The 19686-nt window shown below is 40.8% G+C and carries 18 protein-coding genes; 8 read left to right on the top strand and 10 right to left on the bottom strand.

Going from position 1 to position 19686, the window contains the following annotated elements:
* Positions 1-149: 149 nt before the first annotated feature.
* From NSS80_RS05320 to NSS80_RS05310, 3 genes are all read right to left on the bottom strand, one after another.
* On the bottom strand, positions 150-425 hold the full coding sequence (locus NSS80_RS05320) for a barstar family protein (protein WP_041117044.1): 276 nt from the start codon (positions 423-425) through the stop codon (positions 150-152).
* A 282-nt stretch (positions 426-707) separates the two neighbouring features.
* Positions 708-1190 carry a hypothetical protein gene (locus tag NSS80_RS05315; protein ID WP_041117042.1) on the bottom strand — a complete coding sequence of 161 codons (483 nt, stop codon included), beginning with the start codon at positions 1188-1190 and terminating at the stop codon, positions 708-710.
* Positions 1191-1488: 298 nt separating this feature from the next.
* Positions 1489-2067, bottom strand: coding sequence for a competence protein ComK (locus tag NSS80_RS05310; RefSeq protein ID WP_041117040.1), 579 nt, complete (start codon positions 2065-2067; stop codon positions 1489-1491).
* 289 nt (positions 2068-2356) lie between these two features.
* Between NSS80_RS05310 and NSS80_RS05305 the strand changes: the two genes are divergently transcribed.
* Positions 2357-2593: an IDEAL domain-containing protein gene (locus tag NSS80_RS05305; protein WP_008348804.1), complete on the top strand. Its 237-nt coding sequence runs from the start codon at positions 2357-2359 to the stop codon at positions 2591-2593.
* Between the two features lie 56 nt (positions 2594-2649).
* Here NSS80_RS05305 and NSS80_RS05300 read toward each other — a convergent pair whose 3' ends face one another.
* Positions 2650-3510, bottom strand: coding sequence for an SDR family oxidoreductase (locus tag NSS80_RS05300; protein WP_034282185.1), 861 nt, complete (start codon positions 3508-3510; stop codon positions 2650-2652).
* A 141-nt stretch (positions 3511-3651) separates the two neighbouring features.
* On the opposite strand from NSS80_RS05300, the gene NSS80_RS05295 reads away from it, so the two are divergent.
* The 4 genes from NSS80_RS05295 (at position 3652) to NSS80_RS05280 (ending at position 8752) form a co-directional block, all read left to right on the top strand.
* Positions 3652-5184 carry an FAD-dependent oxidoreductase gene (locus tag NSS80_RS05295; protein WP_041117038.1) on the top strand — a complete coding sequence of 511 codons (1533 nt, stop codon included), beginning with the start codon at positions 3652-3654 and terminating at the stop codon, positions 5182-5184.
* Positions 5185-5277: 93 nt separating this feature from the next.
* Entirely contained in the window at positions 5278-6573 is a 1296-nt protein-coding gene (locus NSS80_RS05290) for a globin-coupled sensor protein (RefSeq protein ID WP_024426546.1), read from the top strand.
* 61 nt (positions 6574-6634) lie between these two features.
* Positions 6635-7219 carry a histidine phosphatase family protein gene (locus NSS80_RS05285; protein ID WP_024426547.1) on the top strand — a complete coding sequence of 195 codons (585 nt, stop codon included), beginning with the start codon at positions 6635-6637 and terminating at the stop codon, positions 7217-7219.
* A 387-nt stretch (positions 7220-7606) separates the two neighbouring features.
* A complete protein-coding gene (locus NSS80_RS05280; protein ID WP_041117216.1) occupies positions 7607-8752 on the top strand; it encodes a S8 family peptidase in 1146 nt (381 codons plus the stop codon).
* 45 nt (positions 8753-8797) lie between these two features.
* On the opposite strand, the gene NSS80_RS05275 is transcribed toward NSS80_RS05280, so the two are convergent.
* Positions 8798-10084 carry a M48 family metallopeptidase gene (locus tag NSS80_RS05275; protein WP_034282187.1) on the bottom strand — a complete coding sequence of 429 codons (1287 nt, stop codon included), beginning with the start codon at positions 10082-10084 and terminating at the stop codon, positions 8798-8800.
* 177 nt (positions 10085-10261) lie between these two features.
* On the opposite strand from NSS80_RS05275, the gene NSS80_RS05270 reads away from it, so the two are divergent.
* Complete coding sequence (locus NSS80_RS05270; protein WP_034282188.1) at positions 10262-10669, top strand: hypothetical protein; 408 nt, start codon at positions 10262-10264, stop codon at positions 10667-10669.
* Positions 10670-10745: 76 nt separating this feature from the next.
* Here NSS80_RS05270 and NSS80_RS05265 read toward each other — a convergent pair whose 3' ends face one another.
* The 3 genes from NSS80_RS05265 to NSS80_RS05255 form a co-directional block, all read right to left on the bottom strand.
* Positions 10746-12299: a fatty acid--CoA ligase family protein gene (locus NSS80_RS05265; RefSeq protein WP_041117036.1), complete on the bottom strand. Its 1554-nt coding sequence runs from the start codon at positions 12297-12299 to the stop codon at positions 10746-10748.
* 172 nt (positions 12300-12471) lie between these two features.
* Positions 12472-13461: a lipoate--protein ligase gene (locus NSS80_RS05260; RefSeq protein ID WP_024425472.1), complete on the bottom strand. Its 990-nt coding sequence runs from the start codon at positions 13459-13461 to the stop codon at positions 12472-12474.
* 2 nt (positions 13462-13463) lie between these two features.
* Positions 13464-14207: an MBL fold metallo-hydrolase gene (locus tag NSS80_RS05255; protein ID WP_041117214.1), complete on the bottom strand. Its 744-nt coding sequence runs from the start codon at positions 14205-14207 to the stop codon at positions 13464-13466.
* A gap of 156 nt (positions 14208-14363) precedes the next feature.
* On the opposite strand from NSS80_RS05255, the gene yhfH reads away from it, so the two are divergent.
* Positions 14364-14501: a protein YhfH gene (gene yhfH / locus NSS80_RS05250; RefSeq protein WP_008359029.1), complete on the top strand. Its 138-nt coding sequence runs from the start codon at positions 14364-14366 to the stop codon at positions 14499-14501.
* 340 nt (positions 14502-14841) lie between these two features.
* Positions 14842-16131, top strand: a complete 1290-nt coding sequence (locus tag NSS80_RS05245; protein ID WP_024425470.1) for a cation:dicarboxylase symporter family transporter — start codon at positions 14842-14844, stop codon at positions 16129-16131.
* Between the two features lie 34 nt (positions 16132-16165).
* Here the strand turns inward: NSS80_RS05245 and NSS80_RS05240 are convergent, their stop codons facing one another.
* Entirely contained in the window at positions 16166-17215 is a 1050-nt protein-coding gene (locus NSS80_RS05240; RefSeq protein WP_041117034.1) for a M42 family metallopeptidase, read from the bottom strand.
* Positions 17216-17357: 142 nt separating this feature from the next.
* A complete protein-coding gene (locus NSS80_RS05235; RefSeq protein ID WP_041117032.1) occupies positions 17358-19667 on the bottom strand; it encodes a YhgE/Pip domain-containing protein in 2310 nt (769 codons plus the stop codon).
* Between the last annotated feature and the right edge of the window lie 19 nt (positions 19668-19686).

Here is a 19686-nt window from a genome sequence, read left to right as displayed (position 1 = left end):
CTTTCTATCAAGCTCTATCCGCCATAAATGATTATCATTATCAATTAAGCGACAGTTCATATATTATCACATCTAGTGAAATATTCAATAGCAGTATAAAAAAGACGAAAACTCAAAAAAACAGCCTGCGGCAGCGGCTGCTTTTTCTCTTATTGAATATTCAATTGAAATCGTCCATTCAGTTCTTCTTCTGCTTCTTGAAATAACTGACGCAAGTTCTCAGCATAATCACCAAGAGCGTCTTTGCTCGTTTGAAAATTCACCCATGTCAGTTCAACTGGAAGAGTCACCTCTCCTGTCAAACAGTCCCAAAGGGCATCAAGGTTTTTCCCATAATAGTCAGGAAGGTGTAAAACTGTTTTTAGCTGGTCATGAAGCTCTTCTTGCGACCTGCACGCTGCGCCATCAAGCTGCACTTTTTTCATGTTCATCTTCCCCTCTCTTCTCTATATTTTAAACGAATTGGAAGAGAAAGAGAAAGATGGACATCTTACTTTTGTTTCTGCCTGACCCCTGAGATCAACAAAATGAGTAAGGCAGCAAAAGAAGCTGGCGTTGGCATTTATCCATTAAGTCCTTATTGTTTCGAAAGGGATTACTGCTAGAATTCGCCTGTACGGACGAAAGCATGATTCAAGAGGGCGTACGCCGTTTAAAGAAAATCCTTCACATCTAAAAAAGCCTGGAAGGTTTACTTCCAAGCTTTTTTAGGATGATTGCTGAATCTGACCTACTTCTTCCATAAATGCGGCTGTCTGCTGCAAGCCATCCTGAAAATGAAGGGTAGCGGAAATAAACAGCTTTTCTTGATCAGGATGCTTCAAGAGCTTTTCCACCTTACTGATCCCTTTTTCAAATGAAGCAAGGCCTGTCTTTAATTGTTGATCGGCCTTTTGATAAGCAGCTGGAACTTCTTGATGATCAAGCCCTTTTTGAATCACACGATCAAATGCTTTCGTCGCTTCTGTCAATTTTTTATTTGTTTGGATCTTTCCATGTCCATCTGAGATAAACTGATCGGTCATATTTTCATATGCTTTATTTAACTCATCCATATAAGACTGCACCCATTGTTCATAAGCAGCTTCTTTTGTGTCTTGCTTTGAAGGCGGCTGACCTGCTTGCTGACAGGCTGCTAGTAATGTCAAAGTTAGGATAAATAGCAGCACCAAATGTGATTGTTTTTTCATACAGAGCCTCCATTTCTTCATCCCATTCGTTCATATCGGTCAAATATAAGCATCCTTTACCACATAAGATTTCTTTTATTGTAACAGACAAGCTCGTGTCTCTTCTGTGATTTATGGATAAATGAATGAAAATATGTCTAAGGATTCACATTTCCCTGTCATTTCCCAAACAACCAATAGACGACGAGACATACGTATTTGGTTTCAATGAATTCTTCTTTATGATGTAGCGGCGCCTTTTTGCATTTCATTCATGCTGGATAAGAGGTCCAGCGGCTGCTCTGCCGCTGGCTTTTGACTAATATTTGTTTCGAAGCTCCCTTAATATAAAATCGTATACGAGATTGAGCTGCTGTTCTTTTGGATACAGCATAAATTCTTGTTTCTTCGGAAGACCTCCATCGAGACGATCTTGAAATTTCGTTCGGAGATATGCTGTCCGGTGCACCTGACTCTCAAATGATTTATATGAGACATCAAGTTTGACGGCTTGCTCGTTTGTAAAGGTGACCACCGTGTCTCCGAGGGATGATTCTTGGAAGGTATGAATGTATTTGTGGGAGATCCAGCCGCACTGAGGACGGTTGGATGAATAGGTTGGGAAAAAATACAGATGATTGGATGAGTCAATCACAATTGGGGGTTTGTGAGAAATTCCTGTTACTTCGTATGTTCCCGCCTTTCTGCCTGCATAGCTTGAGCCGAAGAATCTGCAGCTGCGTTCAATAATTTGCAGGGGCTTTAATTCAACGTAAAAGCTTGTCTCTCTTTCTATAACTTTTGAATATACTCTTTTTCCTTCTTCAACTGGAAGGACCGCCATTGTTGTTTGATTAATGACGTATGAATCTAAAGGTGTTTCACTAATTCCTGACACTTCATTTCCTCCTGTGTTAATATTTGGTTATTTGAGATACTATTAATCTATCACCAACATATAAGAAACGACAGGATTTTTTCAAAATTTATTAAAAATCATCTTTTTATCATATTTTTTAGTCCATTCGATCTATCGAAAAGCCATTTTTAAAGATATATCACATCCTGTCGATTGGACAAGAGGTGTCGATTCTGCTCAAAAATAAATTGTCTAAAAATTATAAATTTTTGTTGATTTTTTCTCCGCCAATCCATATACTATAAAAAAGGCATCGGGGGGATTCTTTATGAAAGAGAAAAAAACGTATGCTGAGCTCATGAAGTCCCGCAACACCCAAAAAACCGAAGAAAACGGCGTCACCATTTTAGACATCTATATTCAAATGGTTTTAGATGAGGCGCTTTATAAACAGCGCTTAACCTTCCTAAGAGAAGAGATTGATAAGGCACTGGATCAGCGTGATGAAAAGCGATTCAATGACTTGTCAGCTCAATATGCAGAACACTGCTTACATCAATCATGATGATTTTACTTGCGGCAGAGAGACAGTAACTCGTCTCTTTACCGCAAGTTTTTTGTTTATCCATTTAAAATGGTCCCGCCATTCACATGCAGCATTTGTCCATTCATATAAGATGAGTCTTCGCTCGCTAAAAATAAATAACTTGGCGCAAGCTCTACTGGCTCACCAGGACGTTCCATTGGGACATCTCCGCCAAATTCAGAGACTTCTTTTTCCGTAAAGGTTGAGGGAATCAGCGGTGTCCAAATAGGACCGGGAGCTACTCCATTCACTCTAATCCCTTGTTTAATGAGCGATAAAGATAATGATCTCGTAAAGGTGACGACCGCCCCTTTTGTGGATGAATAATCGATCAATGTTTCATGCCCTTTATAGGCGGTGACAGAGGCTGTATTAATGATACTGCTTCCTTTTTTTAAATGAGGAAGAACAGCCTTTGTTAAATAAAACATGGCAAAAATATTCGTTTGAAACGTCCGAAGAAGCTGATGCGAGGTAATTTGCTCAATGCTTTTTTGTGGATGCTGTTCCCCGGCGTTATTCACCAAAATATCAATGGAACCGAAGGCATCTTTTGTTTTTTTGACGACCTCATTAGAAAAAGCCTCATCCCCTAAATCACCTGCAATTAAGATGACACGGCCTCCCGCTTTCTCAATATAGTCCTTCGTCTCCTCGGCATCACGATGTTCACTTAAGTAAACAATGGCGACATTGGCACCTTCCTTCGCAAATAAAACAGAGACTGCTCTTCCAATCCCGCTGTCTCCACCTGTCACAATGGCTGTTTTTCCTGCTAACTTTTTATTCTGCACCTCACGATCAAAGACAGGTCTAGGGTTCATTTTATATTCAAGACCCGGACGTTCATTTTGGTGCTGAGGCGGTAATGTTTTCTTCGGCTGCTTTGTTGACACGTTAGTCCACTCCTTCCTTTTATCTTGTTTATTTTTATGTGCTGGCTGCTTTTTTATGTATGACGCCCCTGTTTCCTTTCAGATGTATGATTTTCAGCATTGTGGAAAAATTATACACAACAAATCATTGGAGGCGACAACATGGAACAAGAACATAAAGGAATGGAACAGGCAAAATCGTTATGGCTGGCGGATAGTCAGAAGCATTCTTTTCCTGCTGTCAGTGAAGATCTCACAGCAGATGTGATCATTGTCGGCGGCGGTATTACCGGTATCGCTGCGGCGTTTGAAATGACAGAGCGAGGACTAGATGTGATCATCATTGATGCCGAACAATTGCTGCAAGGCACGACCGGACACACAACGGCTAAAATCACCTCACAGCATGATGTGTACTATTATGAGCTGATTCAACAAATTGGGATGCCAAAAGCACGTTTGTATGTAGAAGCAAATGAGAAAGCAAAAGACCTCATTCAAGCTCGTATCAAAGAGCACGACATCGATTGTCAGCTAGAGATAAAAGATGCTTACCTTTATACAAAGGAAGAAAGCGGTGTAAAAAAGTTAAAGAAGGAATTAGATGCCTACAAACAGCTTGGTATTGACCGGGAATGGAAAACAAAGCTTCCTTTTGACGCTGACATTAAAGCAGCCCTTGCGATGACCAATCAGGCACAGTTTCATCCCCTTCATTATCTCAATGCGCTAATCGACAAGCTCCTAGAGCGAGGTGTACGTATCTTTGAACAAACAACCGCTGTTGATGTAAAAGAAGGGAACCGCCCTGCTGTCGTCACAAAAAGCGGATATCATCTGACAGGGCGCTATGTCATTTCATGCTCACACTTTCCTTTTTATGATGGAAAAGGACTTTATTTCACCCGTATTCATCCAGAGCAATCCTATGTCGTAGCAGCTAAAACAACCAAACCACTCACAGACGGAATGTACCTAGGAATTGACCAGCCTGCTCACTCTTTAAGAACGGCAGAATGGGACGGAGAAGAAGTAGTCCTCATCGGAGGAGAAGGCCATAAAACAGGACAAGGCGGAGATGAATCCGCTCACTATGAAGGACTAGAAACGTTTGGAGATGCCACCCTCGGAATAGAAGAAGTGCTGTATCGCTGGTCAACCCACGATATGGTCACAATGGATCAAATCCCTTACATTGGCCGCCTGACCAAACACCACCAGAATATCTTTGTAGCAACCGGCTTTAGAAAATGGGGCATGACTACAAGCCACGTCGCTGCCACTCTTATCGGTGATTTAATTGAAGGTAAATCGAATCCATACGAATCAATCTTTACGCCATCAAGACCTGTTACTGACTCTTTCGTCAAAGATTTCGTTAAAGAAAATGCCAATGTCGCTGCCAAGCTGATCAGTGGTAAATTCAAACGAACTGATCAAACAATCGATGATTTAAAACCAGGTGAGGGCGGCATTATCTCGTATGAACATAAAAAGTGCGGCGCCTATAAATCAGAGGATGGGAATGTCTTTCTAGTCGATACAACATGTACTCACCTAGGCTGTGAAGTGGCTTGGAATAATAGTGACCGCACTTGGGACTGTCCGTGTCACGGTTCACGTTTTTCCATTACTGGAGAAGTAGTAGAAGGCCCTGCTAAAAAACCACTAAAAAGGTCATATAAAGAACAGTAAAATTTCACTCGTCCCCCCCTTTAAAAAATCCAATATTATCCGATAAAAAACATAAAGTCTGATATTTTTGATGATTATGGGGGGACAAACACATTGTTATTTAAAAAAGAACCGAAAAGAAAAAACACTGCTTTTTTCACACAGCAGGATGATGGGATAAAACGAATCAACTTCTCGAACAATACGGACATCGCCAAACAAATCAAAATGATTGACCTGACGCAGCATGACCTATTGATATTAAAGCAGCTCAATCCAATTGTTCAGGATGATATTGCACATATTGTTGATAAGTTTTATAAAAATTTAGAAGTCGAGTCTTCCTTGATGCATATCATTCAAGACAATAGTTCTGTCGATCGTTTGAAAAAAACACTCCGCATTCATATTAGCGAAATGTTTGCAGGCGTGATTGACGAAGCCTATGTGGCAAAACGCATTAAAATTGCGCAAGTTCATTTACGGATTGGACTCCAGCCTAAATGGTACATGGCAGCATTCCAAGACCTTCTGCTATCCATTATGGATTTATTCGCTAACCATATCCAAGATTTCAAAGAATATCAGACAGCGGTCAAAGCGACGACGAAAATTTTAAATTTAGAGCAGCAGCTTGTTCTAGATACATTCCAAAATGAATATTCTAAAATTCGTGATGAAGCAGAAGAGCAGCAGCAGGAGCTTCATACAAAAATCACAGAGACTTCAAATTCGCTTGCTTCGCTCTTCTCAAACACAACAAGTGCGGTCGACAAGCTTGTCTCAAAATCGGATGAGATGGCGGACATGTCACAAGCTGGAACACAAATTTCAGCACAGGTCGAAGAAAAATCAATCGGCGGTAAAAAAGAATTAGAAATTCAGCAAACACAAATGAATCAGATTGATGGCAGCATGACGAAGATTGAAACAGAAATTAAGCGTCTTGAGGAAATCGCCAAACAAATTGAACAAATCTTTGGGATTGTCACAGGCATTGCAGAGCAGACGAACTTGTTATCTTTAAATGCTTCAATCGAATCTGCACGAGCAGGAGAACATGGAAAAGGCTTTGCTGTCGTTGCAAACGAGGTGCGCAAATTATCAGAGGACACAAAGAAAACGGTTTCAACTGTATCTGAACTTGTCAACAATACCAATTCACAAATCGCCATTGTCTCTCAGCACATTGCGGACGTGAATTTACTTGTGACAGACAGTAAAGAAAAAATGACACAAATCAATTCACTCTTCGATGATATCGTCAGCAGCATGAACTTAAGCAAAAACCAAAACGGAAAAATTGAAATTGACCTTCAGACTTTCCTTAACGAATTGAAGGAAGTCAAACAAACGGTGTCTCAAGTTGCAAGCTCCGTCGAATCCTTAACAAGCCTGACAAATCGCTAATACAGTCTTTTTTCTTCTGCTTTAGTATAATAGAAGAAAAGATAGAAAAGGCGGGATTTGATTGACAACAATTTGCCTAGTCAGACACGGGGAAACAGATTGGAATGCAGCGAAACGAATTCAAGGACGAACAGATATCCCTTTAAACGACACAGGTAAATGGCAGGCTGAACAAACTGGACTTTACTTAAAGGATGTCCATTGGGATGTTGTCATTTCCAGTCCACTAACAAGGGCAAAAGAAACGGCACACTTGATTTTAAATCATGTCCATGCTCCACTTGTCATCATGGATGATTTTATAGAACGAGATTATGGTGACGCTGAAGGCATGTCGTTTGAGGAGCGTCAGAAGCTGTTTCCAGATAAACAGTATCCAAATATGGAACCAATTGAGACGATTCAAAACCGAATGCTAGAAGGTATTGAGAAAGTCAGAGCCGCCTATCCAGATCAACATGTCCTGATCGTGGCTCACGGAGCTGCTATCCATGCTTTACTCACCACTTTGGCAGATGAACATATGGGGCTACAGAACACGAGACTTGTTAATGCTTGCTTAAATTATGTGGAATGGTCAGATGGTAAATGGAAGGTCCGTGATTACAACGTGGTCAGCCATTTAACTCAATCCGCCCCTTCTTAAAGAGCCTGTTATCTGAGCAGGTTCTTTTTTATGGCAAAAACAATGATAAAATAATATTTTTTTATATCGAAATTCGAAATAGATGCTAGACGATTCTACCTATTTTATGGCTTTTCGGGTATCGAATATTTAACCGGAAATGGATCATGAGAAAAAAAGCACACTCCCTTTTTAATAGAACATCGCTGAAATGATAGAATAAACATATTTTACCACCAGTTCCAAGTGACTTAATTCCCCAATTTTCGCTAGGACTTTCACAAAAATTCGGGTCTACTCTTATTTGCCTACTTCCCTTAAACTGAATATACAGAATAATCAAACGGTTCATTCTTATAGACTACGGATGATTATTCTGAAATAAGAAAAAAGGGATGTGGAATGTGCGTGAAAAAGAAAAATGTGATGACAAGTGTTTTATTGGCTGTCCCTCTTCTGTTTTCAGCAGGGTTTGGAGGATCCATGGCAAATGCCGAAACGGTCTCCAAAACAGATAGTGAAAAAAGCTATATTGTTGGTTTTAAAGCCTCTGCCACCACAAACAGCTCTAAGAAACAAGCTGTCGTTCAAAATGGTGGAAAACTAGAAAAACAATACCGCCTCATTAATGCTGCGCAAGTGAAAATGTCCGAACAAGCCGCCAAGAAACTTGAACATGACCCTAGCATTGCTTACGTAGAAGAAGACCATAAAGCAGAAGCATATGCACAAACCGTCCCTTATGGAATCCCTCAAATCAAAGCTCCAGCTGTACACGCTCAAGGTTATAAAGGTGCTAATGTCAAAGTAGCTGTCCTTGATACTGGAATCCACGCTGCACACCCTGACTTAAATGTTGCAGGCGGTGCGAGCTTCGTCCCTTCAGAGCCAAATGCCACCCAAGACTTTCAATCACATGGAACTCACGTAGCAGGAACCATTGCTGCCCTTGATAACACAATTGGTGTTCTTGGGGTCGCTCCAAGCGCTTCCCTATATGCTGTGAAAGTATTAGACCGTAATGGCGACGGACAATACAGCTGGATTATTAGCGGTATTGAATGGGCTGTAGCGAATAACATGGATGTCATCAATATGAGCTTAGGCGGACCAAACGGCTCCACAGCGCTTAAAAATGCTGTTGACACAGCGAATAACCGCGGAGTAGTTGTCGTTGCCGCAGCAGGAAATTCAGGTTCATTTGGCTCTACTAGCACCGTTGGCTATCCAGCAAAATACGATTCTACAATTGCTGTTGCCAATGTAAACAGTAACAATGTCAGAAACTCATCTTCTAGCGCAGGTCCTGAATTAGATGTTTCTGCACCTGGTACTTCTATTTTAAGTACAGTGCCAAGCAGTGGATACACTTCTTATACTGGAACATCTATGGCGTCTCCTCATGTAGCAGGAGCAGCAGCGCTTATCCTTTCTAAGTATCCGAATCTATCAACTTCTCAGGTTCGCCAGCGCTTAGAAAACACGGCAACACCGCTTGGTGACTCATTCTATTACGGAAAAGGGTTAATCAACGTTCAAGCGGCTTCTAACTAATCCAAATGTGATAATAAAAATCCGGCTGATCCAGCCGGATTTTATTTATTCCTGCTTTTTCGGCGTTTTCTCTTTTTCCGCTGCTTTTTCCATATCCATAATTCTTTCCATCATGGTCGGGTGTCCATAGCGGAAAATCTTCACTAGAAATGGTGGATTCACCTGGGAGAGCCCTGATTTTGCAAGCTTTTGAAAAGACGTTACGCCTGCATTCCCGTCTTTTGTCATGTTCACCGCATATTCGTCGGCTGCCCGTTCTTGATGCCTTGACACTGCATTTGTAAAAGGTGAAGCTGCAAATGACAGCATGGATACGATGATTAAAAGAAGCGGAAGAGCAGCGATGTCGTTAGACACCTTGAGTCGAAATGAGGCTGCTCCTTTTTGATAAAGATAAAAATAAAGACGGTCGATTACAAAAAATCCGGCCAGTGACAGCACTAAGTATCCTGCTAACCCAATATAGACATGTTTCATGACGTAATGTCCCATTTCATGCGCCATGATAAATAAAATTTCTCGGTCTTTCAGCTTTTGCAGTGTTGTGTCCCATAAGACAATACGCTTATTTTCACCTATTCCTGTGACATAAGCGTTCATCGTATTCGTTTTTTCAGACATATTGACCTCGTATACATGATCTGCCGGAATATGCGCTTTGTCTGCCAGCGTTAATATCTTCTTCTCTAGGGCTTGATCCTTTAGTGGATAAAAATTGTTATATAACGGATCAATGACGACCGGCTGTATAAAGAAGAGAAACAGCGTAACTGGGACTGTCAAACACCACGCATACAGCCACCAGCGCTTTCTTCTCTTTTGAATCAGCCAAAAGAACACAATAGCACAAAGGGCAAGGAGCGGATATTGAATCCAAAAATCCAGTGTTTGATCTTTCAACCAGCTTGCCGTACTTTGTGAAGATACTCCGTAGTGTAAAGACAGCTGATAGCCAATCCATTTAATTGGGAATGAAATGATCATTGTTAAAAGTGACAGCACAAACACATACACAAGTTTGCTTAAAAACTTGAAACGGGCTGCTGCCAAGCTCCAGTCTGCTATTTTCCGTGAAAACCCTGAAATGAGCAAAAGAAAAAAGACATACCAATCTAATGGGATGGTTATGAAATACAGCAGGTTCCGTATGTTCGAGAAATTCTCACTGATCACAAGCTCATGGCTTGTCATAAAAGTATGCGGATCTGCACTTGTCTCTTTTATACTTTCAGGTACCGATGAATCCCCCATTAGAAACAAATACGAATAAATAAAAAGACCGTACAATATGTATGCTACCGTTACAAGAGCTATCCATTTACGTACTCGCACAGGTCAGCCTCCCTTCCATCCCTCTCTCTATTCTAGTCGCGCATTTTTTCGTTTAGAACCTGTCTCATGTGGCTCCATCATAGCATGCCCCATCTGAAAAAGCTTTCGCGAAAAAAATGATTATGCGGCTCAAAAATCGGAGAAGCTACATGTAAAACAGTAAGTTGGAGGATCAAAATGAAGAAAATCCTTGCAGGAGTTGTGATTTTTGGACTTTTATTAATCACTTTCTTTTATGTGTTCAGCCGGACGAGCGAAATCTTTGATGAGAATCGAGCAGAAAAATTGCTGCTCTCACCTGCGAATGAATCAATCTCTTATGAAATAGATGATAAGGACACAGCAGAAGATTTAATTGAAGAATTAAATAAAGGCAAACAAACAAGCAATCATCTCAAGAAAAATTTAAAAAAGCCTGATTATATCGCCAAGGTGATGTTCGGACGAACAAACGGCACCACCTTCCAGCTTTGGACCAACCGATCACAGGTCGTTTTTTTAGTTGATGGAACGTTTTATGAACTGAATCAAAAACAGTCGAATTCTTTTCAGAGACAGTTAAAAGAAGCCATTCAAAAGAGCTAAAATAAAATGTCTTTGAGAGAAAACCTTGAATTGCGGGGATTTGTAAGGGAGCCTCCTCATCAGAGACTCCCTTTTTTTATTTACTTTCTTCTGCTTGATACTTTTCTCTTAGCGCTCTTCTTAAAATTTTACCAGTTGTGTTTTTAGGAATATCATCTATGAAATGGATCGTTTGGGGCTGCTTATATTTTGCTAAATAGCGTGAACAATGTGTGATGATGTCTTCTTGATTGATGTGAGCATGTTTCTTAGGGGAAATGTAACAGACGACTGCCTCTCCTGTGTTTGGGTCTGGCACACCGATGACAACGGCTTCTGCTACACCTTCATGTTGATATAGTACTTCTTCTACTTCTCTTGGATAAACATTATAACCGCCAACAAGAATCATATCCTTTTTCCGATCGACAATGTAAATATATCCGTCTTCATCTCTTCTCGCCAAATCGCCAGTATACAGCCAGCCGTCTCTTAGTGCAGCTTCCGTATCTTCTGGCATTTGATAATAGCCTTTCATGATGTTTGGCCCTTTTGCTATCAGCTCTCCGACTTCATTAGGACCGACTTCTTCTCCAAGTTCAGTCACAATTTTATTCTTCACATTCATAATGTCAGTTCCGACAGAACCTGGTTTTCTTTTTCCGTCAAGAGGATTGAATGCAGTCACTGGAGATGCCTCTGATAGCCCATAGCCCTCAAGGACCGTAACACCGAATTTTTTCTCAAAGCCATGGAGTAAGGCAACAGGCATTGAGGCACCACCTGATATACAGATCCTCACGGATGACATCGCTTCCTCATGCCCCTCCTGGCGGTACAAATAGTTATACATGGTGGGCACTCCAACAAATAACGTTGGCTTCTCTTTTTCCATCATGCGCAAAAGCTCTGACGGGCTGAAATGCGGCAAGACATAAATCGTCGCACCATGAATCAACGGTGCATTCATACAGACTGTTAAACAAAATACATGGAACATTGGCAAAGCGGCAATAACCTTGTCCTTTTTATCAATCGATAAATACTCAGCGACATCTCTGGCATTTGAATAAAGGTTGAAATGAGTCAGCATGGCACCTTTTGGTTTTCCAGTCGTGCCAGATGTAAATAAAATAACAGCAGTATCATCTGGCTGAATGGAAGGATGTACGTTTTCATTCGCAGCACCTGACACAAGCTTTCCAAAGAAAACAAGTCGATCAGATACTTCCTTGAAGCTTGATCTGCACGCCGCTTCATTTTCTGCACAAATAATGACTCTTTCAATCGACGGAAGCTGCTCATACACCTGCTCGTAAACTGGCAGAAGCTGTTCAGGCGCCACAATACCTTTCACATCGCCTGTGATGAGCATATATCCAATTTCACTAGGTGTATACGTTGGGTTAATAGGTACAACGACAAGCCCTGCCTTTAATGCGCCAAAAAAAGAAATGACAAAATGCGGTGAATTTCCTAAAATAAGCGCGATATGATCCCCAGCTTGAAACCCTTCGTTGACTAATCCATCTGCAAAACGCTCGATACTTGTCATCAGCTCTCGATAGGTCCACTTCTTTCCTTCAAAGATCAGTGCGATATTTTCTCCCTTCGTCATCGCCGTCTGCTGAAGATTTTTGATCAAATCCATTCTCCCACCCCTTACATGTCATCAATGAATGAATGACCATTCATTTTATGGCCGAACATTCCTCCTTTCTATTATAATAGACAATCGAAAAAATCCACAAGATCAAATGTAAATCGCTTTCATTTCCTTCAATCAAAAAAGCACTGCTATCTCTAGCCGTGCTTTCCCGCAATTAATAAATCAAATCAAGAAAATCCTCTTTTGATACGTTGCCGAAATAGTGGCGCATATCCATATCTTCTAAGACATCACTGATCGTTTTACGATCATATTGCTGTCCGATGAGCCGCTTCTCAATATCGGCAATATCCCCTACACCAAAGAAATCACCAAAGATTTTGCAATCCTGGATCATCCCTTTTTTCACTTCTAATCGCAAATCAATGGAGCCTGCAGGGAATCTCTTAGAATGCTGCAAATTAAATTTCGGTGAACGGCCGTAGTTCCATTCCCATTTTTGATAGCGATCTCTAGAAATTTCGTGAATCTTTTCCCAATCCTTTTCAGTCAGGCGATATTGAGGCACGTCCCCATTTGTATCAAAAATGTAGCTTAAAAGAATTTTTCTAAATTCTTCTGTTGTCATTTTTTGATCCATCAGTTCACTAATATTGGCAACCCTGCTTCTAATCGATTTGATGCCTTTTGATTCAATTTTTTCTTTTTTCACATTTAAAGCCGAAACGACATGTTCAATTTCTGAATCAAATAGAAGTGTGCCATGGCTGAAAATACGTCCTCTTGTTGCGAACTGGGCATTTCCAGAAATTTTACGTCCATCTGCCATGATGTCATTTCTGCCGCTCAATTCAGCTTTAACGCCCAGCTTTTCAAGCGCTTTGATGACTGGCTCTGTGAACTTTTTAAAGTTATGGAAGCTGTCTCCATCATCTTTTGTGATAAAGCTGAAGTTTAAGTTCCCTTTGTCATGGTAAACTGCACCACCGCCGGATAAGCGGCGCACGACTTTGATTCCGTTGTCTTCCACATACTTTGTGTTGATTTCTTCTATTGTATTTTGGTTCTTTCCGATAATGATCGACGGCTGATTAATGTAAAACAGCAAATACGTTTCTTCTGGATCTAAATATTTTAAGCAATATTCTTCAATTGCCAAATTAATCATTGGATCATAATGTTGTTCGTTATCGATAAACAGCATCTCTATCTTCCTTCCTTGTTCCATCTAAGCCCTGAATGGGCAAGCTGTATACTGCCAGTATATAACGCCTGTGCTTCATTGACTAGGTCTTTATGACGACCAAAATGGGGCAGATGGGTGATGATGAGTTCCCCAACATTTGCTTCCGTTGCAATCTTTCCTACTTCCGTACTGTTCATATGTCCAGCACCTGATCCATCTTGTCCGGCGTAAAAATTGCTTTCGGCAATGAGCAGATCTGCCCCCTTGCTAAATGGAATAAATGCCTCCTGATAGCTTGAGTCTGCTGTATACACGACCACAGCATCTTCTGCCTGAATTCTCATCGCATAGCATTCTGCTGGATGAACCGTTTTCAAAAAATCAATTTGAAAGGGTCCGAGTTGAATCCCTTCTTCCGGCTGATAAGGCTTTGCCTTTGTATGTACATCATCACAAAGCCGTCCAAATGCTTCTTGATCACCAGTATGTCCATAGATCGGAAGCGGGCCGCTGCTTTTTCCTAAATGATATCCCACTAGCTTCGCATATTGGAGTGGTCCGATATCTGCAATATGATCGTGGTGATAATGAGAAAGGAGAACAGCATCTAGTTCTTCTATATCAATGTATTGCTGAAGCTTTGAAAGAACACCGCTTCCGCAGTCTACAAGAAGACGAAAGCCATTTGATTCAAAAAGGTAGCCTGATGTCGCTTCACCAGCTGCCGGAAACCCTCCATAGCATCCAATTACGGTTAATTTCATCGTCATTTTTCCCTCCTTTTCTAAAAATCCCCTTCTTACAATATACCCATTTTTCATGAAAAAAGCATTCTTCCTGCCTATTGTTACAAAACAGATTGACAATTATTAATCTGTTATAATACAATAATAACAACAAAACGTATAGGAGGATGACAAATGCTAGGAAAAATCACAGAGTTTTTTAGAAATTTGCCCTCAAAAAAATGCACAAAATGTGGAAATGATTTAATGGAACAGCACGAGTGTTATGGTAATGAATGTGAGGAATGCTCACAAGTAAGTTATCTTAAATAAGGAAATAAATTGAATAAAAAAGCACTTTTTTCCTCCTTCGTCAGTTGGAGTCAAAAGTGCTTTTTATTTTTTCTGAAAAATAGGTAAAAAGGTAAAACCCCTGTCACAAAAGGGTTTTTTAGTATTTTCATATGATGAGTTTTAGTTCTGAAGACACTTTTTATTGACTAGAAGCAATGAAGGGGGGTTCTAAATGTCTATTTTTTCTAACAATTTTGTATTTTCTTAATATAATTTTATCGTGGACGAACCTCTTTAATTTTAGTTATACTTTAATTCATATATTAAAACTTAATATGATGGGAATATTCCTTTAATGAATATGTTAGGGAGGAAATCTATGAAAAAATTAAAATTTGGATTGGCTACTCAAATCCTAATCGGTCTTATTCTCGGTGTCGTTGTTGGGGCAATCTTTTTCGGTAACCCAGGTGTCGAGACATACTTAAAACCAATTGGAGACTTCTTCTTAAGACTCATCAAGATGATTGTCATACCAATTGTCGTATCCAGCTTAATTTTAGGTGTTGCAGGTGCGGGTGATGGTAAAAAAGTAGGGAAACTAGGTTTTAGAACCATTCTTTATTTTGAAATTATCACAACATTTGCGATTGTCCTTGGTCTTGTCCTTGCAAACTTTGTACAACCTGGTGCAGGCGTTGACTTTGGACATGCAGAAAAACAAGATATTAGCCAATATGTTGAAACGGAAAAAGAGCAAAGCAGCAAATCAGTTGCTGATACGTTCCTTCATATCGTTCCAACGAACTTCTTCCAATCATTGGCGGAAGGTGATTTGCTTGCGATTATTTTCTTCACTGTGCTATTTGCACTTGGCGTTTCAGCGATTGGGGAACGCGGTAAACCAGTGCTCGCCTTCTTCGAAGGTGTATCACATGCCATGTTCCATGTCGTCAATGTTGTGATGAAAGCTGCACCATTTGGTGTATTTGCACTCATTGGTGTGACCGTATCAAAATTTGGTCTTGAATCTCTTATTTCATTAGGTAAGCTTGTAGGTCTTGTTTATTTTGCGCTCGCTCTCTTCCTTATCGTTGTATTCGGAATTATCGGAAAGATGATTGGCGTCAATATTTTCAGATTTCTTGCTTACATGAAAGACGAAATGCTTCTTGCCTTTAGTACATCCAGCTCAGAAACAGTTTTACCAAGAGTCATGGATAAAATGGAGCGCATCGGATGTCCAAAAGGCATTGTTTCATTCGTTATCCCAATCGGTTATACATTTAATCTGGACGGCTCCGTCTTGTATCAAGCCATTGCTGCGCTTTTCCTTGCACAGGTATATGGCATTGACCTTACGATCGTCCAGCAGCTTACACTAGTTCTTGTGCTGATGGTTACATCTAAAGGAATGGCTGCCGTTCCTGGTACTTCATTTGTTGTATTACTCGCGACATTAGGAACGATCGGTGTACCTGCTGAAGGTCTTGCATTTATTGCAGGTGTGGACCGTATCATGGATATGGCGCGGACAGTTGTAAACTTAACAGGAAATGCACTTGCAGCTGTTGTCATGTCTAAATGGGAAGGGCAGTATGACCCTGAAAAAGGACATCGTGTGATGACTGGACAAGAGGCACCTGAGCCAACACAGCTTTCAAGCTAACCAAAAAGAACCCCATCTATCAGGGGTTCTTTTTTTATGCTGTGATTAATGGTGATTGAACATAGTAGTAAAGGAGATCCGCTGTATGGACAAGTGAATCTTCATGTGTTCTTTCAAAAGCATGCGAGGAATCTATACCAGGACCAATCAGTCCATGAATGATATCATGCCCTGCTCTAATGGCTGCTGATGCATCAGAGCCATAATAAGGGTAAATATCAAGGCGGTAATCAATGTTGTTCTCTTCTGCTAATGCAGCTAAATGCTTGCGTAATCCATAGTGATAAGGGCCGCTCGAATCCTTTACACAAATCGATACACTGTATTCATCTGTTGATTGACCGTCACCGATCGCACCCATATCAACAGCTAGATATTCCACTGTCTCTTCTGGAATATTCGAGTTGCCGCCGTAGCCAATCTCTTCATTATTGGAAATTAAAAAATGCGTCGTATGCGGCAATGTGATGCTTTCCTTTTGAATCCGGTGGATGAGCCGCAAAAGCAGCGCAACACTTGCCTTATCATCAAGATGTCTTGATTTAATAAACCCTGAAGACGTCACTTCCACTCTCGGATCAAATGAAATAAAGTCCCCTACTTGAATGCCAAGTGCTTTGACATCGTCTGCCTTTTTCACCTTTTCATCGAGACGAATCTCCATATTTTCTTGGTTTCGTTTCGCTTTTCCAGCATCCGCATAAACATGAACGGATGTTTGATGCATAAGAATGGTCCCTGTGTATGTATAGCCTGATGCTGTTTCAATTTCACAATATTCGCCTTCAATTGAGTTATATTGAAAGCCTCCAATAAGTGCAAGACGAAGCCGTCCATTTGATTTAATTTCCTTAACCATCGCACCGAGCGTATCGACATGCGCTGTCAGCATGCGGTGTTCTTTGTCATCTGTCCCTTTGATTGTGGCAATTAATCCGCCTTTTCGATTTCGTTTTGTCTCAATATTCAAATCTTGTAAAAAACGTTCAACAAAGCCGATCACTTTTTCCGTATTTCCTGATGGACTTGGGATTGATACGAGCTTTTGAATCAGCTGAACGGTTTCGTTTACTTCAGTTGTCATTCGGCATTTCCTCCTTTGTCTGAAAGCAATTCCTTCCATGTATGCCTTTTTCAGCATCTCTTCTTAAAATATATCGCTTCAGGTTCGAGATGTCTAATTTCAAATGAAAAATCCTTCCTCTATAAAGAGAAAGGATCATGAATTAAGCTTCGTCCTGTTTCATTTTTCTTACGTTCCAAGCAAAGTATGCTGTTGTTGCCGCCATCATGATGATCGCAACTGTTCCAAGGATCGCTGCTTGGTGCCATAAATAGCTGTCATCACCGCTTGCAATGATCGTTCTAAATCCGTTGATTGTATACGTCATTGGAAGCAGACTATGAATGACTTGGAAGAATTTCGGCACAAGCTCAAGCGGGAATGTACCAGCACTTGCTGCGAGCTGAAGAACCAAGATAATAACGGCAATGAAGCGTCCTGGGTTCCCCATAGTTGTCGCCAGCAGCTGAATGATCGCTAAGAATGTCAGACTGACGATAATCGCAAAGAGATAGAAGCGCCAGAGGCTTTCCACCTCAAGACCAAGCCCAAAGATGAGCATGGAGCTTGCAATGACTGCTTGCAGGATACCGACAAAGAGGAGTACGCTATATTTGCTGAAAAACCATTCAAACGCGTTTCTAGGGCGTCCAGCAGGGTCTTTCATTGGGAATACAACGGTGAGCATGAGAGCCCCTACAAAGAGTCCCATCGATAAAATATAAGGTGTGAGCCCTGTACCATAATTATCGATCTTTTTCGCTGTATCATTTTCTGTTTTCACGGGACTCGCAATCATATTGTAATTGTCTTGACCCGCATCAATTTCTCCTGTTTCATCAGCGGCACTTTTTAATTTATCGGACAGCTTACCTGTACCGCTCTTTAAATCTCCCAATCCTTTATCGAGTGATTTTGAGCCTTCAGCAAGCTTAGATGTGTTGCTTTGGATATTCGTTGAACCACTTTCCAGCTTATTTAACGCTGCACTCAGCTGGCTTGAACCATTCGCAAGCTTATCTGCACCGCTTTTCGCTGTATCCAGCTTTCCATTTGCTGTTTGCAGACCATCTTGTAATTGGCCTTGACCTGTTTGGAGCTTAAGTGCACCTTGATACAATTTATTCGTACCAGATGTCATTTGATCAATCGCATTTTGTATCGCGACTGTAGATGTGTACAGCTGTTCCGTTTTCTTTGGCAGCTGTTTGACTTGCTGCAGCTGAGCTTTTGCAGAAGCAACCGCAGATTGAACCTCACTTGCATCAGGCAGTTCCTGCAAGGCCGCTAAGCTTTGTTCAAGTCCAGACAGATCTGGCAGTTCGATTTTAGGCAGACTGTCAAGCTGATCCATTGCCGCCTTTTTCTCTTCATCTGTCATTGAGCTGTTTTGGATGATGCTTTTTACTTTAGCATCTCGATTCGATAGCGCTTCTTTTAATGAAGCAAGTTTTGTACGAAACGTTTTTGCGTCTTTTTTCACCTGATCGAGTTTAGGCGCCATCTTTTCAAGGTTCGCTAATTCTGGTGACGACAAGACTTTTTCTACTGCTTCAATTTTTTCTGAAAAAGATTGTGCTTTGTTGTTTAGCTGCTCAATACCCGCTGTGAATTGCGGCATTTTAGAAGCGAGCTGCTGATGACCTTCACGGCTTGTGTTTAACCCTTCAGTCAATGTATCAATTCCTGTACCAAGCTCTCCAAATTTCTGATCGATGGTTTGATAGCCTGTTAAGAGCTGGCCAAGTCCGCTGTCAAGAGATTGTATCCCTGTGTTCAGTTCACCCATTTTACCAGCAAACTGATGAACACCTTCGCTATAGGTTAATGTTCCTTCAGCCAATTTTGCTAAATTGTCCTTTAACTTGTTACTGCCATCTTTTGCACTTTTTGTTCCGTCATCAATTTTCTTCGCACCATCGCTTGCTTGATCTAAGCCTTTTGCAATCGTTTTGAAGTTATCAAAAATGACCTCTGCGTAATTTTTTGTGACTTCCTTTGAAACCGAATCTTTTAATTTGATAATGGCATTATTCGCAATTTGTGACGCCGCATAGTTGGCGCCTGGATTCGTATAATATTTCAGATTCGATTTTTTTGGATGTTTATCAAGGACTGTACTTGCATTTTTCGAGAAATCCTTTGGTATTTCCACGACGAGATAATAATCCTCATTATTTAATCCCTTCACTGCCTTTTCTTCACTATCGACAAAGTTCCATTTGAAATTATCGTTTTTCTTTAATTCCTTCACTAAATCATCGCCGACATGCAGTGTCTTCCCGTCATAATGACTGCCTTCATCCAAGTTGACAACCGCTACAGGCAACTGATCGACTGTACCATATGGATCCCAGTACGCTTTTAAAAATACACCGCTGTAAATCAGCGGAATAAATAAGACAGCTAAAATCGGGATCAGTAGTTTTTTGCTCGTCACAATGTCTTTCCATTGATTCCGAATTAAATTCATTGCTGTTTTCCTCCCATAG

Origin of the sequence: Bacillus sp. FSL M8-0350 (genome assembly GCF_038593345.1) — a bacterium.
GTDB lineage: Bacteria > Bacillota > Bacilli > Bacillales > Bacillaceae > Bacillus > Bacillus safensis.
The sequence above is the reverse complement of the archived record's forward strand: the minus strand, read 5'-3'. Positions and strand labels throughout refer to the sequence as shown.

What these genes read in the sequence shown, in the direction of transcription:
- NSS80_RS05255 (WP_041117214.1), bottom strand. Translation starts at nt 14,207, where the DNA reads ATGAAATTAACCGTAATTGGATGCTATGGAGGGTTTCCGGCAGCTGGT.
- NSS80_RS05245 (WP_024425470.1), top strand. Translation starts at nt 14,842, where the DNA reads ATGAAAAAATTAAAATTTGGATTGGCTACTCAAATCCTAATCGGTCTT.
- NSS80_RS05320 (WP_041117044.1), bottom strand. Translation starts at nt 425, where the DNA reads ATGAAAAAAGTGCAGCTTGATGGCGCAGCGTGCAGGTCGCAAGAAGAG.
- NSS80_RS05315 (WP_041117042.1), bottom strand. Translation starts at nt 1,190, where the DNA reads ATGAAAAAACAATCACATTTGGTGCTGCTATTTATCCTAACTTTGACA.
- yhfH (WP_008359029.1), top strand. Translation starts at nt 14,364, where the DNA reads ATGCTAGGAAAAATCACAGAGTTTTTTAGAAATTTGCCCTCAAAAAAA.
- NSS80_RS05240 (WP_041117034.1), bottom strand. Translation starts at nt 17,215, where the DNA reads ATGACAACTGAAGTAAACGAAACCGTTCAGCTGATTCAAAAGCTCGTA.
- NSS80_RS05265 (WP_041117036.1), bottom strand. Translation starts at nt 12,299, where the DNA reads ATGGATTTGATCAAAAATCTTCAGCAGACGGCGATGACGAAGGGAGAA.
- NSS80_RS05305 (WP_008348804.1), top strand. Translation starts at nt 2,357, where the DNA reads ATGAAAGAGAAAAAAACGTATGCTGAGCTCATGAAGTCCCGCAACACC.
- NSS80_RS05260 (WP_024425472.1), bottom strand. Translation starts at nt 13,461, where the DNA reads ATGCTGTTTATCGATAACGAACAACATTATGATCCAATGATTAATTTG.
- NSS80_RS05295 (WP_041117038.1), top strand. Translation starts at nt 3,652, where the DNA reads ATGGAACAAGAACATAAAGGAATGGAACAGGCAAAATCGTTATGGCTG.
- NSS80_RS05235 (WP_041117032.1), bottom strand. Translation starts at nt 19,667, where the DNA reads ATGAATTTAATTCGGAATCAATGGAAAGACATTGTGACGAGCAAAAAA.
- NSS80_RS05270 (WP_034282188.1), top strand. Translation starts at nt 10,262, where the DNA reads ATGAAGAAAATCCTTGCAGGAGTTGTGATTTTTGGACTTTTATTAATC.